General features: G+C 61.8%; 12 protein-coding genes and 2 pseudogenes. 10 read left to right on the top strand and 4 right to left on the bottom strand.

What is annotated here, in order from left to right; genetic code table 11:
- The first annotated feature begins 181 nt into the window (after window positions 1–181).
- The gene (locus AC07XB_RS33515) at window positions 182–895 is read left to right on the top strand and encodes a TetR/AcrR family transcriptional regulator (RefSeq protein ID WP_492831777.1); all 714 of its coding nucleotides are present in this window, start codon (window positions 182–184) and stop codon (window positions 893–895) included.
- Window positions 896–901: 6 nt separating this feature from the next.
- On the opposite strand, the gene AC07XB_RS33510 is transcribed toward AC07XB_RS33515, so the two are convergent.
- Window positions 902–1,696 carry a TetR/AcrR family transcriptional regulator gene (locus AC07XB_RS33510; protein WP_492814338.1) on the bottom strand — a complete coding sequence of 265 codons (795 nt, stop codon included), beginning with the start codon at window positions 1,694–1,696 and terminating at the stop codon, window positions 902–904.
- 308 nt (window positions 1,697–2,004) lie between these two features.
- On the opposite strand from AC07XB_RS33510, the gene AC07XB_RS33505 reads away from it, so the two are divergent.
- The 9 genes from AC07XB_RS33505 (at window position 2,005) to AC07XB_RS33465 (ending at window position 13,375) form a co-directional block, all read left to right on the top strand.
- Window positions 2,005–2,643 carry a paraquat-inducible protein A gene (locus AC07XB_RS33505; protein ID WP_492374925.1) on the top strand — a complete coding sequence of 213 codons (639 nt, stop codon included), beginning with the start codon at window positions 2,005–2,007 and terminating at the stop codon, window positions 2,641–2,643.
- The gene (locus tag AC07XB_RS33500) at window positions 2,640–3,305 is read left to right on the top strand and encodes a paraquat-inducible protein A (protein WP_492831779.1); all 666 of its coding nucleotides are present in this window, start codon (window positions 2,640–2,642) and stop codon (window positions 3,303–3,305) included. The genes AC07XB_RS33505 and AC07XB_RS33500 overlap by 4 nt, the downstream gene beginning before the upstream one ends.
- On the top strand, window positions 3,298–4,929 hold the full coding sequence (locus tag AC07XB_RS33495) for a PqiB family protein (RefSeq protein ID WP_492831781.1): 1,632 nt from the start codon (window positions 3,298–3,300) through the stop codon (window positions 4,927–4,929). The genes AC07XB_RS33500 and AC07XB_RS33495 overlap by 8 nt, the downstream gene beginning before the upstream one ends.
- The gene (locus AC07XB_RS33490; RefSeq protein ID WP_492831783.1) at window positions 4,926–5,534 is read left to right on the top strand and encodes a PqiC family protein; all 609 of its coding nucleotides are present in this window, start codon (window positions 4,926–4,928) and stop codon (window positions 5,532–5,534) included. Before AC07XB_RS33495 ends, AC07XB_RS33490 begins: the two co-directional genes overlap by 4 nt.
- A gap of 876 nt (window positions 5,535–6,410) precedes the next feature.
- Window positions 6,411–7,550 (top strand): VOC family protein, encoded by a 1,140-nt coding sequence (locus AC07XB_RS33485; RefSeq protein ID WP_492831785.1) that lies wholly within the window; start codon window positions 6,411–6,413, stop codon window positions 7,548–7,550.
- Between the two features lie 104 nt (window positions 7,551–7,654).
- A complete protein-coding gene (locus AC07XB_RS33480) occupies window positions 7,655–8,533 on the top strand; it encodes a fumarylacetoacetate hydrolase family protein (RefSeq protein ID WP_416051824.1) in 879 nt (292 codons plus the stop codon).
- A gap of 124 nt (window positions 8,534–8,657) precedes the next feature.
- The gene (locus AC07XB_RS33475; RefSeq protein ID WP_492831787.1) at window positions 8,658–10,520 is read left to right on the top strand and encodes an acyl-CoA synthetase; all 1,863 of its coding nucleotides are present in this window, start codon (window positions 8,658–8,660) and stop codon (window positions 10,518–10,520) included.
- On the top strand, window positions 10,517–12,166 hold the full coding sequence (locus AC07XB_RS33470) for a bifunctional 3-(3-hydroxy-phenyl)propionate/3-hydroxycinnamic acid hydroxylase (protein ID WP_492374891.1): 1,650 nt from the start codon (window positions 10,517–10,519) through the stop codon (window positions 12,164–12,166). Before AC07XB_RS33475 ends, AC07XB_RS33470 begins: the two co-directional genes overlap by 4 nt.
- A 114-nt stretch (window positions 12,167–12,280) precedes the next feature.
- Window positions 12,281–13,375, top strand: a complete 1,095-nt coding sequence (locus tag AC07XB_RS33465; RefSeq protein ID WP_492831789.1) for a transporter — start codon at window positions 12,281–12,283, stop codon at window positions 13,373–13,375.
- A gap of 82 nt (window positions 13,376–13,457) precedes the next feature.
- Here AC07XB_RS33465 and AC07XB_RS33460 read toward each other — a convergent pair.
- The 3 genes and pseudogenes from AC07XB_RS33460 to AC07XB_RS33450 all read right to left on the bottom strand — a co-directional run.
- Window positions 13,458–13,649 (bottom strand): annotated as a pseudogene (locus AC07XB_RS33460) (NAD(P)H-dependent oxidoreductase); the annotation flags it as partial.
- A 73-nt stretch (window positions 13,650–13,722) separates the two neighbouring features.
- Window positions 13,723–13,956 (bottom strand): annotated as a pseudogene (locus AC07XB_RS33455) (NAD(P)H-dependent oxidoreductase); the annotation flags it as partial.
- Between the two features lie 1,557 nt (window positions 13,957–15,513).
- A complete protein-coding gene (locus AC07XB_RS33450) occupies window positions 15,514–15,780 on the bottom strand; it encodes a hypothetical protein (RefSeq protein WP_492831791.1) in 267 nt (88 codons plus the stop codon).
- Window positions 15,781–15,992: the final 212 nt, after the last annotated feature.

Raw genomic sequence — 15,992 nt, 5'->3', positions numbered from 1 at the left:
GGACGACTATGACGTACCGGATTCCACATCAGACGAGGAAGGTGCGTGGCGACCACAAGCAAGTGGACGCGCAGAGACAAGCACTGGACGCGGAGTGACGTGACGGGCATAGACCGAAGGCGCAGGAAGTGCTGCGCGCGCGGCTATGTCGACTCATTGACCATAAGGAAAAAACAGATCAATGACCCCGATACAGAAGAGATTGGCAGCTGAAACAGAACGGTCGGAGACTCGCGACCACCGTCAGCGAGTTGCGGCAAAGCGGCGGCAGCGTATGCGCTCGCTATTGCTGAACAGTGCGATGCGCTTGATGGTAGAGAACAGCGCCGAGACGCCTTCCATCGACGACATCATTTCGGCCGCACGGGTGTCACGTGGCACGTTCTACAAGTACTTTCCGTCGTCTGACGCGATCGTGCGGGAGCTTGTCGGGAAGGTTGCTGAACAATGGGAGCGGGCCGCCGACCCCATTGTGCGCAGCCATGACGACCCGGCCGAGCACATCGCCAGGGGAATACGGCTTGCATCGATACTTACGATACGCCAGCCGGGTGTGGCTGCAATCCTGGGCCGGCTGGGCTGGGCTGGCTACCAGGCACCCAATATGCTGGAGTTTGTCCGCAGGGACATAGAGGAAGGTGTTCGACGCAAGCGCTTCAAGCGCATGCCGATCGCCCTGGGGTTCAATATCGTTGCCGGCGCGGCAATGAGCGCAATGCACCGCATGCTTGAAACCGAATGTCGCGAAGATTTCTCGGAGCTCGCCGCCGCCGTGGCATTGCGCGCCTTAGGCGTGGAAGAAGCGGTGGCTGATGCGATATCCAAGTCGCCGCTGGATGCGAGTGAGGTGCTGTTCGATGGCTTGCTCGCCCAAGCGAGCGGCGAAGCACCGTAGTGTTGGCTACGCGCGCGGGTCGGAGGGCTCGGCCATTTCGGCGAGCTTCTCCTGTGCCTTTTCGAGCAGTGACTCAGGCGAAACGACCAGCTTTGGCAAAGGCGCAGAGGTCAACTTTGTGGCACTCGATGCAGACACGCCGAGCGACCGCAACACCGCCCGCACAATCCGCTCGGGATAATCCTTGGTCGTTTTTCCCTGGGCCATACGGTGAACGGCGATTACCCCTGCGCCTGCCACCATGTCCAATGCAACATCGGCCGAGGCCTCGTCAAACGTGCCCGTCTTCAGGCCTTCCTTGATATCCGAGGGCAGGTACTCGTACACGGCACTCTTCTTGCCGACCAAGGTCAAGCCTGTGCCGGAAAGAAACCGCGCCACCACGGGATAGGATCGCGCAAGGTGCAGATACAAGCGAATACCCGTTGCAACACGCAACGCCGGGTCTTCGATATTGCCGACCACGCTCTCGATCATTTGCACCATGTCGTGACTGAGCGCTTCGCTGACAGCCGCCAGCAGATCGTCGTTAGTACGGAAGTAGTTGTAGAAGGAACCTTGTGAGACGCCAGCTGCCGCGATGACTTCCGGAATCACGCTGACTCCGATACCTCTTTGCGCAAAGACGATCATCGCGCTTTCAATGAGACGCATGCGCATCCGTGCACGCCGTTCGGCTGCAACGCGAGGGCGATGGTCTTTAAGATCAGGGGCGGCAGGCATCTTCAATTTGAGGACCTTATGTGATTGGATGATTATATCAATACGCCGCTGCAACGCCGACACCATGGCGTAGGCCACGTCCCGCCCTCCTTGATACGAACAAGCTCAGTGCCGTCCTCGGCTGCGCACCGAGTGCGCAGCGTTGTGCAGTGTCTGTGCCACGACGACCAGCCGTTCGAGGTGTTTTTCAGAAAAAGTGCCGTTGCATTCCCTATAAGATACTTATTGTCATGATGACACGCAAGTCATTTTGTAGCAGAATGCGGGAATATCGAAAGATTCCGGTGCGCTCGACGCACTGCTTGCCTCATGCAACGAGGCCGATAACCATCCCAGGACACGTCGTGCATCAGAACCACCTCCCGCCGCCAGATCCACCACAGGACATGCACCGGCTGGTTGCGTGCGAGCATTGCGACGCACTCCATATGCGCGTGACACTGCAACCGGGCGAACGTGCCACCTGCCTGCGCTGCGGCGGTGCGCTCTATCGCAACAGTTCACTTGCCTATCGCCGCCTGCTGCCGCTCGTTGTGACCGCTCTGATCCTGTTCATGATCTCGAACGCGTACCCGATTGTCGCTATGGAACTCAAGGGCTCGCGCGTGGAGACCACGCTATGGGGCGCCGTGCAAGCACTCTACGCGCATGACATGTCGCCGGTGGCGATGCTCGTGTTCGCCACGACGATCCTGCTTCCGCTGGCCGAGTTACTCATGATGTGCTACCTGCTCGTGCCAATGGCGCAGCACCGCATGCCCCCCGGATTCGACCGCCTTGTGCGCGGCATTCTCCTGACGCGGCCGTGGGGCATGATCGAGGTATTCATGATCGGCGTGCTGGTGACGGTGGTAAAGCTGTCGACCATAGCGCAGGTGCTTGCTGGCGTCGCGCTCTGGTCATTCGGTGCCCTCGTGGTCGTACTTGCCGCCATCCTGTCCTTTGATCCGCGCGACCTGTGGCATCACCTCGATGCGAACGGTGCAGATGACATACAAACCTGCTCGCCGGACGCCGCAACATGACCGCGACTCAATTGCCTTACGCTACCGCTGCTTCGCGCGGACTGCTGTCATGCCACGCTTGCGACCGGCTCAGCCCGATGACGCTCGAGGCCGGACCGTGTCCCCGCTGCGGCGCCGTACTACATCATCGCAAGCCAGCCAGCGCGTCGCGCACCTTGGCTTTCCTGTTGGCCGCTTACCTTCTGTATATCCCAGCCAATCTGCTCCCGGTGATGGTGACGCAGTCAATTCTCGGTACACAGCGCGACACCATCATGTCCGGCGTGATCTATCTATGGCTGTCCGGCTCGCACATGCTGGCGCTCGTGGTGCTGATCGCCAGCATTGTTGTCCCGCTGCTGAAGATGATGATCCTGACATTGCTGCTGGTATCGGTGCGCCGCAGATCGACCTGGCGCATCCGAGAACAGACCCGGCTCTACGCGCTGGTCGAGGTCATCGGCCGATGGTCCATGCTCGACATCTTCGTCGTGGCACTGCTGGCCTCGCTGGTGCAGGTCGGGGCGCTGGCCACGATTACGCCCGGGGGCGGGGCCCTGGCCTTTGCCTCGGTTGTCGTGCTGACCATGCTCGCGTCACTGAGCTTTGATCCCCGTCTGCTGTGGGATGCGCTTGACACGTCGCCTCCCCCCATCGAATTTCCGCACTCCGATCATGCCTGAACACACTAATCATCCCCCACCTCACGGTGTACCGCCGCCCGGGCGCAAGCCTCGCGCGCGTTGGCTACCCTCGCTCGTCTGGCTGATCCCCCTCGTTGCGGCGGTAGTCGGGCTTTCGTTGTTGATCAACACGCTAGCATCGCGCGGGCCCGAGATCACCGTCACATTTCGCACCGCCGAAGGCCTGACGCCGGGCAAGACCCCCGTGCGCTACAAGGACGTCGATATCGGATTGGTCAAGACGGCACGGCTGGCAGCGGACCGTTCGCATGTGATCGCGACGATTGCGTTGACCAAGGACGCGGAGACCTTCGCCGTGGCCGACACACGCTTCTGGGTGGTGCGGCCTCGCTTTGCAACCAGCGGCGTGTCGGGGCTCGAGACGCTGCTATCGGGCGCATATATCGGCGTGGATGCCGGCAAGTCAGGCGAGACGACGCGTAGCTTCACCGGGCTCGAAGTCCCGCCGACTGTCACTGCCGACGCCTCAGGCAGGCAGTTCGTGCTGCGTGCGCAAGACCTGGGCTCGCTCGACATCGGCTCACCGGTCTACTATCGTCGCGTGCAGGTCGGCCATGTCGTAGCGTATCAACTCGAGCCGAACGGCCACGACATCACGCTGCGGATCTTCGTCAACAAGCCCTATGACAAGCTCGTCTGCGCCGATACGCGCTTCTGGCATGCCAGCGGCGTCGACCTCAAGCTCGATGCGAACGGGCTGAAGTTGTCCACGCAGTCGCTGGTCACCGTGATGCTTGGTGGCTTGGCCTTCCAGGCGCCGGAGCACTCGACTGCGCACGCCACAGCCGCCGAGAACACCGAGTTCCTGCTAGCGGCGGACCAATCGGAAGCCATGAAAGAGCCGGAGGAACTCGCCCCCGCACTGGCAGTGCTCAACTTCGATCAGTCCGTGCGCGGCCTGTCTCCAGGTGCGCCAGTCGATTTCCGCGGTGTGACCGTCGGGCAAGTGCGCTCGATCGGTATCGAATACCAGCGTGACAAGAAGGCCTTCCGCATGCCCGTGGTGGTGGAACTCTATCCGTCTCGCATGGGTCTGCACGAGAAAGACGTGGCTGACGACGCGCGCAAGCTCGCCATCGTGCATAGCCTCGTACAGCGCGGCATGCGTGCGCAGTTGCGCACAGGCAACCTGCTGACAGGCCAGCTCTATGTGGCACTCGATTTCTTTCCGAAGGCAACTCTGCCGGCTGATCTGGACCTGAACGGGTCGCTGCCTGAGTTCCCCACCACGCCGGGCACCTTCGACGAACTGCAAGCCAAGCTTGGCGACATTGTGACCAAGATCGGTAAAGTGCCGTTCGACCAGATCGGGCAGGACGCGCGCACGGCGATGGTGTCTATGAACAAAATGCTCGTCAACGCGGACAAGCTCGTGGCACAGGTCAATGGCGATGTGGCACCAGAAGTGCTCGCCGCGCTCAAGGATGTGCGCCGCACGCTCGCCACGGCCAATGGCGCGCTCGCGCCCGACGCATCGCTGCAGCAGGATACGCGTCGGATGATGCAGGAACTCACGCAAACGGCAGTCTCGCTGCGCACGCTGACCGATTATCTCGAGCGGCATCCCGAAGCACTGCTGCAAGGCAAGAGGGAAGAGAAATGATGAAACGTATGACGCTGTTTGTTACGCTGGCCGCCGCGGCCACGACCATGATGTGCGGCTGCGCGTCACCCGAGGCGCGCTACTACACGCTGGCTGCCAATCGCTCCGACGCCGCGCCGGCCGTGACAGGGCGAGCCAGCCGTCGCAGCGAACCGTTATGGATCGAGGTCACGCCGGTGCGCGTGCCCGAGCGGTTGAACCGCATTCAGCTGGTGGTGCGTGACGGCACCAGCGGGGAGGTGAAGCTGCTCGACACATCGCGCTGGACGTCCCCATTGCCCGACGAGCTACGCGATGCACTGTCGCAGCAACTGCAATCGACGCTTGACGCGTTGGATGTCTACCAGCACGGCCTGTCGGCGACGCAGCCGGCCTTTCGGGTAACGACCGAGGTGGTAAACCTCGACGCCAATGTGGGCAAGTGGGCAGCGGCGACCATAACCTGGACCGTGCGGCGACTGCCGGACGGCAAGGTTCTGAGCGGCCGCACCAAAACAGAGGTGCCCGCGCCCGGGCAGATGGACGGCGTGGTGAATGCGTATCGGGAAATCCTCGCAGCAACCGCTGCCGATATAGCAGTCGGCGTGGAGTCGCTTAGTCGCTAAATGTGTGCCGTTACCCACCTTTAGCGGAGTGGCGCGGCGACCAACCCGGCATATCGACCGATTAGGCGTTAGCGACATAGCCAGATTTGTGAAGGGCATCGCCTGACCAAGAGCGTGACCAGGCTGACTCGCCACACCGCCTGGTTGTCGGCAAACTTGATGGTCAGGCTGCCGTGCTGCAAGCGATCGCAGCGGTCAAGTCCGACAGCGGCTGAATCAGCATCACGCCGGCCTGCCGCGCAGTTCCCGAACAATCGTTGGATGCCAACGGCGCGAGGTCGGCCGGAGGGTTGCCGGACGAACAATCGTTGATCCTGTCGAGTGCCGCCTGGAGGCTTACGCGGAGACGTAGCAAGGCGTCGCCCTCCGCACAGCCATCTCCCGTCCCGCCGTGAGTGCATCACTTGCAGCGAGGCTCGGCAGAGCATGCGCCAATGCCAGCTGATAGGCCGCCGTGAGATAGATAGCGCCCGACTCTCCCGCGTTCAGGAAAAGCATGCAGCCCAGAGCCAAGGTCCTGAGCGGCCGCACCGAAACAAAGGTGCCAGCGCCCGGGCAGTTGGGGGGAGTGGCGAATGTGTATCGGGAAACTGCGGCTCATATTGCAAGCGGAGTGCATCCCTTGGCGGCTAGACGTGAAACGCCCCGCACCTTGCGCACGGCGGGGCGCTGCAACCAACCCACCTTGTCACACCATCTAGGTGTTAACGAGATATTAGTCATCATGACAAATAGACTATTATCAAAACCATGAAAGACGTCGCTTGACACCGCATTCCGACGTCGCAAGCGCCGTGGCACCTCCTTGGCAGCACCTGCGGGCACGGCGTCGATCCAAAACAATCACAAACGGACCGCTCAGCGGTTGGAGACCTCATGCCCAAATCGACTGTCATGCTCCGCCAGCCGGAGTCTTACCCGGAGAGCCGGCTGCCACCTGGCGTGCAACGGCTCACTCGCCCAAAGCCGTTCGGTAGAGCCGTGGAACTGGCGTTCCTTCGCTGGGAAAAGAAAGACCTGGCGGCGACTGAACGCTTCTGGCGCGATTTCGGCATGCATGTGGCCAGCGACTCGCCTGAGCGGCTCACGGCCCGTGGCGTCGGGACGGCCCCCTGCATTGCGGTGGCCGAACGTTCGGCGGCGAGCCGCTTCGTTGGGCCTGCCTTTCGCATGTCCGACGATACCGACTTGCATCGGTATTCCGATCGCTTTGGCGCCACGTGGTTGTCCGACCAGCAGATTCCCGGAGGCGGGCGCGGTGTCGAGCTATTCGATCCTTCCGGGCGCAGTGTCTGGCTCGTGCAAGGCCAGCAGCGTGTCGAAGCGCTGCCCATGCGCCCACCCATGACATTGACCAACACGGCGCAACATGCGCCGCGAGTCAACCGCACTGTTCGCACCCCGATTGAGCCGGCCAGTATTGTCCGGCTGGGTCATGTTGTATTTCAAACCGTGGACTTTGCCGCCATGGCGGCGTGGTACATGACCGTACTGGGTGTCATTCCGACCGATGTGCAGTACCTCGCGGATGGCAGTCCCAACCTGGCCTTCTGCCGGCTCGACCTTGGCCAGGCGCCAGCCGACCACCACACCCTCGTACTGGTGGGTGGCATCGAAGAGAAATACGAGCACAGCGCGTACGAAGTCATCGATCTCGATGCGCTCGGGCAAGGTCAACAGGTGCTGCGTGCGCAAGGCCATTCGCATATGTGGGGCATCGGGCGGCATTTGCTGGGAAGCCAGTTGTTCGACTACTGGCGCGATCCGGACGGCTTCGAACTGGAGCACTACACCGATGGTGACCTGTTCACCGCGGATTTCGAAACCGCTTACTCGCCGCTTGATTTCGGCGGCATCTGGGCCTGGGGCGCCGACGCACCGGCTTCCATGAAGCCAAGAAAGACTTTGCGCAATGTGCTGAAGGTGCTGAGGCTGGTACGGCGCAAGGCGATAGCGCCGGCGCGGCTCAAGCTGATCGAAACGGCGCTGGGTGCACCCGCCAGACCCTGGCTTTAGAACTAAGCAATTCCCTAGGAAGCATCATGTCTCGTACCGTAATTCGCTATATCCATACGGATGGCCCGCGATGGGGCATTCTCTTTGGCGCACGCATCGCGCCGTTGCAGGCCAACGCCGCGACCACAGGCGAGTTGCTTGCCAAACACTGGCAAAGCATCTGGCAAGTGCCAGCGGCGCAGGCAACGATTCCGCGCGAGGCCGTCCAGCTTCTCGCACCCGTCACGCAGAACCAGCAATTCCTCTGCCAAGGCATCAACTACCGCAGCCACGTCATGGAATCCGGTCTGCGTGTCGAGAATTTTCCCTTCAACACCATCTTCACGAAGGCATCCTCATGCATCACGGCCGCGGATGCTCCGGTTGCCTCCCCAGCCCACGTCAAGCTGCTCGACTACGAGATCGAGCTCGGGCTGGTGCTGCGCCGGGATTTGCAACCTGGCGTGAAGGTCAGCCCCGACGCTCTCGGTGATTGGCTTGGCGGCGTGACCATCGTCAATGACCTGTCTGCGCGTGACGTGCAATTGCCGCAGGGTCAGTTCTACAAGGGAAAGAGCTATCGCGGCTTCGGGCCTGTTGGCCCTGGGCTCATATTGCTGACACCGGAAGAGTGGCAACGTTGGCCGGAATTGCGGATGCGCCTGGATGTCAACGGACAGCCCCGGCAGGACGCCTACTGCGCCGATATGATCCACGCGCCGGCTTCAACCTTGACGGAACTGGCATCCATGCACGACGTTCACACAGGCGACCTGATCGCCACCGGTACGCCTGCCGGTTGCGCGGCGCGCGCGCCGGGAAAGCTCGCCATGTTCTTGGCGAAACACTTTCTCAGCGACGCCGGCAAATGGCGCATGTTTGTGCGCCGCGGCATGACGAATCCCGCCTACCTTCGGCCCGGCGATAGCATCCGGGCCTCGATTCGCACGGATGACGGCACCATCGACCTGGGCGAGCAGACCACCGTTATCGCCCCAGCATGACGACTACGCCAGTTGGCGACGAAACATGTGGCACATCCCATCGCAGTATTTGGAATGAGAGTGAAGTCTTATGAGTAGCCTTGCAATCAGCGCCATGCCAGAGGTCGTCAGGCGACTGGAGGACGTGGAACAGATCGAACGGATGCCCTGGCAGTACGTAATCCGCGCCACAAACACTTACGATGTACTACGGACCGCCTGCGAGCGCTGGCCGGAACGCGTGGCCCTGCGGCTACTACTGGATGGCAGCGCCTCCGCGCCGACGCGCGACGCCCGTTATGCAGAATTGCTGGAAGGCATCCATCGCGCCGCTAATGCACTCCACCGCCTCGGCGTGAGGTCGGGCGTGCCGGTTGCCATCCTGTTACCGAACTTGATCGAGAGCCACCTGGCACTATGGGGCGCCGAGGCTGCCGGCATTGCCAGCCCGATCAACCCGATGCTGGAGTCCAGCTACATTGCCCGGATCTGCGAAGAGACGGGAGCCAAGGTTGTCATCGCCCTGGGGCCCACCACGGAAGGGGGTATCTGGGAAAAAGCCGTGGAAGTCGCGGACAGGCTGCCTCGGGTCGAGACGATCCTGCAGGTCGACCCGACGGCCGCGATGGGGCGGCGTACCGGATCCGGCGGTCACATCCCGTGCGGCAAGATGCCGACCCGCCCCGGCGTGCAGGTGCTTGACTTCCATGACGCGCTGGCCGAATCCGACAGTACGCGGCTGATCAGCGGGCGGCGATTCACGCCCACCGAGCCGTGCGCCTATTTTCATACGGGTGGCACCACCGGGTATCCCAAGGTGGCCGTGCACAGTCACCTGAACGAAGCCGTGATGGCATGGATCCTTCAAAGGATTGACGACCGGCATAACGTGATGCTGGCGGGGTTGCCCCTTTTCCACGTGAATGGCGCCATGGTGACCGGACTCGGTGCGCTTTACAGCGGTTCGGAAATCGTCATGCTGACAGCAGGCGGGTATCGGACGCCGGGACTGCTGGACGCCTTCTGGGAGATCGCCAACCGATTTGGGGCCACCACGTTTTCCGCCGTGCCAACCATCCTGACGGCACTGCTTTCCAGGCCGCTGCCTGCGGACGGTATCCCGACCTTGCGCGACGTCCTCTGTGGTGCCGCGCCGCTACCCAGTCAGGTCGCACACGAGTTTGAAAAGCTCACCGGTGTTCGCATCCACGAGGGATATGGCCTGACGGAAGGTAGTTGCGTATCGACCGTCAACCCGCCACAAGCCGCGCCCAAGGCGGGTACGGTTGGCATCCGCATTCCGTATCAGGAATTGAAGCTGTTCAAGCTACATGCAGACGGCAGGCCCGCCGAGCTTGCCGAAGCCGGTACGACCGGCGTGATCGGCATACGCGGCCCCAATGTGTTTCCCGGCTACCTAAGGGAAGCCGACAACCGTGGCATCTGGATCGAGGGCGGATGGTTCAACACGGGCGACCTGGGCCGCTTTGACGCGGATGGATCTCTAACGCTGTGCGGCCGCGCGAAAGACCTGATTATCCGTGGCGGCCACAACATCGATCCGTCGATGATCGAGGATACGATCGCCGCACACCCCGAAGTCGCCATGGTCGCTGCGGTCGGACAGCCTGACACCCATGCGGGTGAATTGCCGGTAGCCTTCGCGGTACTCAGGCCAGGCGCACAAGCTTGCACCGAAGCATTGATGGCATACGCGCGGGAGAGGATTCCTGAGCGTGCGGCGGTGCCAGTGCGCATCGAAATCATGCCAGCACTGCCCCTTACCGCCGTCGGCAAGGTCTCCAAGCCGGACCTGCGGCTGCTCACCATCGAGCACGTCATCCAGGCGGCGCTTGCCGAGCATGGTATGTCCGACACCCGCGTCAAGGCCCGCCTCTGCCCCGAGCGCGGTGCCATAGCCGATATCTCCGGTCCGGTCGCGTCACGTGAGGCGGCGATAGCACTGGTAGCCCGCTATCCCGTGATTCCCGCATGGCAGGAGCAATGATGACGGACACCACGAAGACCCCGCAGGGGAACATGCTCGATACGGATGTCCTGCTTGTTGGACTGGGGCCGGTGGGGGCAGCGCTGGCCAACCTGCTTGGCCGCTACGGGATCCGCGTCCTGGCCATCGACCGCGCCACGGAGATTTTTGCCAAACCGCGCGCAATCGCGCTGGACAACGAGGCCCTGCGCATTCTGCAGCTCGTGGGCGTAGCGGAGGGAGAATTCGCCACGGTGGCGATTCCGAAGGTGCAATACCGCTCGCCACTGTTCGGCCGCTTTGCGCGCATCAACAGCGCGAGAATTGTCGACGGCCATCCGACGCTCGTCACGTTCTACCAGCCAGAGCTGGAGGCCGTGCTGCGCAAGAAGCTGTCAGCGCACCCCACCGTCGACGTTCGCCTCGGGACTGAACTCCAGTCCTTCGTCGATGACGGTCATTGTGTGCATGCCGTCGTGAAATCAGCTGGCGCCTCCGACCAGCAGATCAGGGCCAAGTACATGGTGGGCATCGATGGCGCAGGTTCACTGGTCCGGCGTGAGCTGGGGCTTGATTTCGAGGGCCGCACATTCCAGCAGGACTGGCTGATTGTCGACGCGCTTGGCGTGCCGAATCCCATTGACCATTGCGAGTTCGTCTGCGACCCGGCACGGCCAACGCCGCATATGGTCGCCCCAGGAGGCCGCCAGCGCTGGGAGTTCATGTTGAAGCCGGGCGAAAGCGCTGCGGAAATGGAGCGGCCTGAATCGGTGCGCAAGCTGCTCGCGCCGTGGTGCGATGTAGACAAGATCCAGATAGAACGCACCGCCGTGTATCGGTTTCACGCACGTGAAGCCAAATCGTTCTCGAAAGGCCGATGTTTCCTGGCCGGTGATGCCGCTCACATTACGCCTCCTTTTGCCGGGCAAGGATTGGTGGCCGGCCTGCGAGACGTGGCAAACCTTGGGTGGAAGCTGGCGTGGGTGCTACGCGGTCAGGCGAGCGAGCAGATTCTCGACAGCTATGATCAGGAACGCCGGCCTCACGCAAGGAAGATCATCAACCTGGCGCGCTTTCTTGGAGCACTTGTCATGCCACGCAACAGAGCTGCCGCACTCGCCATACACGGATGCATGAGCGCGATAAGGTTGTTGCCGCGCGGCCGAGCCCTGTTCGAAGACCTGAAAGTGAAGCCCGCAAACACGTTCGACAAAGGCCTGTTTTTGCGCGTGCGCGGCACCGAGAAGCTGCGTGCCGGTTCGAGCTTTCCACAGGGGTGGGTCCGACCGGCAGAATGCGGAATCCCGACACTTAGCGACGATTGCCTGGGGCTTGAGTGTGCAGTCATCGGATTTGGCTTTGACCCCGCGACGCGTCTCTCGTCCGAGCTCATGGTCCGCTGGTCCCTCGCCGGCGGCAAGGTGTGGCAATGGTGCCAACGTGCCCAGGCGCAGCATCTCGCGCCCAAAGGCCGGCGCCTTGAAGCATTGGACGAGGTCGTGTTGCCCCGCGTGGCCCCGCTCGACTGGATGGTGGTGGTCCGCCCGGACCGATGCGTGCTCGCCGAAGGCCCGGCCTCTCAAGCCGAGCACATCCTCCAGCGCGCCCTTGATTTGATCGATCCGCCGCAGGTACGCCTCGACATACGCCTCCCCAAGGCTGCCTGAAGGCACCCGTCGCCCCGCAGACAGATAACAAACAACAAACCTTCTGGCGCCAGTTCATGGCGCCTGCGGGCGGGGCTTCTTTTACGCCGCTTCAATAACAAGGAGGAGACCCTTGTGTTGCAGACTTCTGCTTATTGCCTTTCCATCGCGGCAATCACTTGCCTTGCAAGCATGACCGCACATGCCGGAGAAGACTTTCAGGTGCGGTACAACGTCGCAGGCAGCATCGGAGGGGAAATGTTCACCCCCCCGGATGCCGCCGGGCTCGCAGTTGGTGTCGCAGCGACTTACATCGACATCAGGAAGGTGACCGGCAACGATGGCAACACACTGACGAAGCCGATCCCCGGTGGCGCCATTCCACTTCCATCCCCTACCCCCGTGACGGCGTATCCCACGTATGGCGCCAATACCGCCCAGATCCCTGCCTCAGGCACTTTCAAGCTGTTCAACCTCGGCATTGGCTACATTACCAACGCGGACTATGGCGGCGGTCGCTTCGCGTTCGGCGGCGTTCTGCCGTATGGCGTCAAGTCCCAATCGGTCAGGGCTACTGCCGCAACGCCAGCCGTGCAGGCGAACCCCGCGGTCCCCGCGGCCGCACAGCAGGCCATCGCCAGCCAGTTCGGCGCGACATATCAGTCAAGCCTCGCCGGCGAAGCAGCCAGTTCCAGTGGCGACATATCGGGCATCGGCGACCTGGAGTTGCAAGGCGGCTGGCTCTATACGACCGAACAGCTGCGCGTATTGCTGGGCGCATCCCTCGTCATTCCGACAGGGCGCTACAACGCATCGCCTGCACCCGACATAGGCACCGGTAATTTCTACACGCTGCGGCCGTCGGTGCAAGTGGCCTACCTGCCGACGCCGGACATCGCCATCGCGGCAAAGGTGACCTTGGGCCTGAATACGAAGAATCGGGACAATGACCTCCGCAGCGGAAACTGGATCGGATTGGAAGGCGCGGCGGCATACAAGACCGGGATTGGCGTGCTCGGACTGCACACTGTCTTCGTTCAACAATACCAGGACGACTCGAACAACCCCTGGGGCCCAAGCCGCTACCGATCCCTCAATGCCGGTGCGTTCTATACCGCGATGGTGCCCGGCATTGACGCTGCGTTGACGTTGCAATACATGGCGACAACCAGTTCGCGCAATGCAAAGGTCGGGAGCATGACCCAGATCCGTTTGATCAAGCTATTCTGACGACGATGGCGAGACAACTGCCATCGTGTCTCGCCGTTTCCCCTGGCCCCCCTGCCCCCCCGGCCCGACGACTTGGTTGCACTCAGGTCGGGAGCAGATCGCCTATCTTTCGCTGTGCCTGCTCGATAGCGACTTGCCTTTGTTCAGCACCGGCAGATACCCCCTCGGCGGCGACCACTTCGAGCTGGGACACGCCAACGAACGAGAATACGCTCCGGAGATAGGCTTCCGCGTGCTCCAGTGCCGCGTTGCGCGAACCGGGGCCATAGTACCCGCCACGTGCAACGTGCCAGGATGATGCGCTTGCCGGTCACGAGCCCTTCTGGACCTCTGTCCGTATAGCGAAAGGGCTTTCCCGCGACGGCGATGCGGTCGATCCAAGCCTTCAGTTGGCTGGCGATACTGAAATTGTAAAATGCGACACCAATGACCACCACATCGACCGCCAGGAATTCTTCCAGGATGGCGCGTCCCAACTCAATATCCCGCAGAAGCGCTGCGTCGTTCGGCGCCTTGGGATCACGGGATGCGGCGAAGTATGCGCCGGACAAGTGAGGAATGCATTGACCTCCCTCGGCCACTCGCTAAGGACACCTGTGGAAGCACTCGGCCTATGGGCCATCGCGCATCTCCCGGCCATTGAAAAGGCGAGACAGGCGTTCGACCTCAGCAAAAGGAATTCCGAATCTGAGCAGCCCTAGTCAAGGAGACAGCGAATTTTCCGGGATATCGCCGCTCCGTCTGCGGAGATCCTTCGTCTACGGTACGCTGCAGCGGAGACTGGCTCGCACGGCTATCCGCCCTGAAAGCTTGGTCCCTCACGACTGGACGGGCTGCGAGATCAATGTGGAGTTTGATACCGCCAATCCCGACCGAATGGACCGTACAGAGATTTCTTCAAGGTCATCTCACCGGTGTCCTTGCGGCTGACTTCATCATCTATGACCATCGATCAGGCGAGGCCGCTGACTTTATCGTCGGAAACGTGATCCCTGGAAATCGCCTAACCATATCGCTCTATCATTGCAAAGGCGCCGGCGGCCCAGTATCAGGCGAACGAGTTGACGACGTCTATGAACTTGCCGGACAGGCAGTCAAGTCTGCTAGATTCCAGCGGAAGGACGAATTGCTTCGTCACATCGAGCGTCGTACGCAAGTCCGCCCAAACAGGGGACATTCCCCATTTCTTGTCGGGACTCGAGGCGCGGCTTTGGAACTTATTCGCGCATACGACCCTATCGCCATCAGCCTTTCCGTGCATGCGGTGCAGCCAGGTCTCCTGGCAACCGGATTGGCAGAGAACGTTCGCGCGGTTATGGCCGTGGCCAACGACAGCGAGCATTGCTCGCGAAACATACTGGGCTGAATTGCGCGAGCAATCGAGAGCAACAGCGAACAATCAGTAGTTCTGCACGCACCTCCGAAATATGGGAGCGGACTGCTCAAGAGGCATCCTCCTGCCCGTCTGCCGGCCTTGGCATGGCGCCCCGCCGGCCGTTCCTTTTACCCACTAACTTTGAGAATTCAACCCACTAACTCTGAGACAAAACCCACTAACTTTCAGACGTGACAAGTAGTTGCGCTTGCATCACAAATTCGCCGAACGTTTCTGTTTAGTACACATTGCATCATTTTTCTCTGTTCTTGATAATCTTTCTTCTCAAGAACAGAGAAAATAAGGCACGCTCACCGCTCCAAACTACCTGTTCTTCCTGACCTATCGCCCGCTACGCCGCCTTTGGCCTGGATCCGGGGCTAGTTTCGATGCCGTTTCGCCCGCGAGGCCCGCCCTTATCCGCCCTTATCCGCCCTTGTTCGCGACCCGCCCGCGCCTCCGCGGCGGCCACGGCGGCGTCTTGCGCCCTCGACTGCATGCCCGCCAGCTCCGCGCGCGGCGCTCGGTGGCGCTGGCGCGCTCCGGTGCCACCATCACCTGCTCGCGGGTGCGCTCCAGGTCCGCCGAAAATTGGGTATGCAGCTCCAGCAACTGCCGATCGAGTATCGCGACCTGGCGTACGCGCTCCTCCTGGCGCGCCTGCGTGGCTGCGTGAGCCTGGCGCTCGGCTTCCAGTTCGCCTTGTAGCGCCACGTGCGCTTGCTGCGCGGGCGTCGCGCTCGGCCTGTACAGCGGCTGTCTTCTACTCGGCCACCACGACCGCGGCCCGCGCCTGGTCGCGCTGCGCTTGCGCCTCGCTCGCTTGCAGCCTAGCTTCGGCCCGCAAGGCGGCCAGTTCACCGGCGGCGGCCTCGTTGGCGGCCTGCGAGATCGACTGCACGACGCTGGCCGCGATCGCCTTACGGACAACTGCGCGCCGCGGCGCCAGCTCCGCCGGATCAATGTGTCCCTGCCTCCCCAATGTCTGCCGCGGAGGTCCAAGAGTCAATCGAAAGTCCAGCATCAGCATCTGCTGAAGCTCATCGGGAGTCGGCGGGCGGGCGGCGGGGAGCCATATTCAAGGAGAGGGAGGAACTTAAACCACAGGCCCCTCATCTCCGATAAGGACGCCGACGGTAGGCCAATACCGGAAGCGACTCGTCGACGACGAGTGAATCCGCACTCGCGGATTCACCATTGGCGCTGATGGTTGGGACGCCGCTCGCCTCAAGTCACGGCACT

Source organism: Cupriavidus sp. GW821-FHT02F09 (genome assembly GCF_059421605.1).
The sequence above is the reverse complement of the archived record's forward strand: the minus strand, read 5'-3'. Positions and strand labels throughout refer to the sequence as shown.

Bases quoted from the DNA above. Each gene is read 5' to 3' on its own strand.
- AC07XB_RS33450 (WP_492831791.1), bottom strand. From the start codon at position 15,780: ATGCTGATGCTGGACTTTCGATTGACTCTTGGACCTCCGCGGCAGACA.
- AC07XB_RS33485 (WP_492831785.1), top strand. From the start codon at position 6,411: ATGCCCAAATCGACTGTCATGCTCCGCCAGCCGGAGTCTTACCCGGAG.
- AC07XB_RS33495 (WP_492831781.1), top strand. From the start codon at position 3,298: ATGCCTGAACACACTAATCATCCCCCACCTCACGGTGTACCGCCGCCC.
- AC07XB_RS33470 (WP_492374891.1), top strand. From the start codon at position 10,517: ATGATGACGGACACCACGAAGACCCCGCAGGGGAACATGCTCGATACG.
- AC07XB_RS33515 (WP_492831777.1), top strand. From the start codon at position 182: ATGACCCCGATACAGAAGAGATTGGCAGCTGAAACAGAACGGTCGGAG.
- AC07XB_RS33505 (WP_492374925.1), top strand. From the start codon at position 2,005: ATGCACCGGCTGGTTGCGTGCGAGCATTGCGACGCACTCCATATGCGC.
- AC07XB_RS33500 (WP_492831779.1), top strand. From the start codon at position 2,640: ATGACCGCGACTCAATTGCCTTACGCTACCGCTGCTTCGCGCGGACTG.
- AC07XB_RS33490 (WP_492831783.1), top strand. From the start codon at position 4,926: ATGATGAAACGTATGACGCTGTTTGTTACGCTGGCCGCCGCGGCCACG.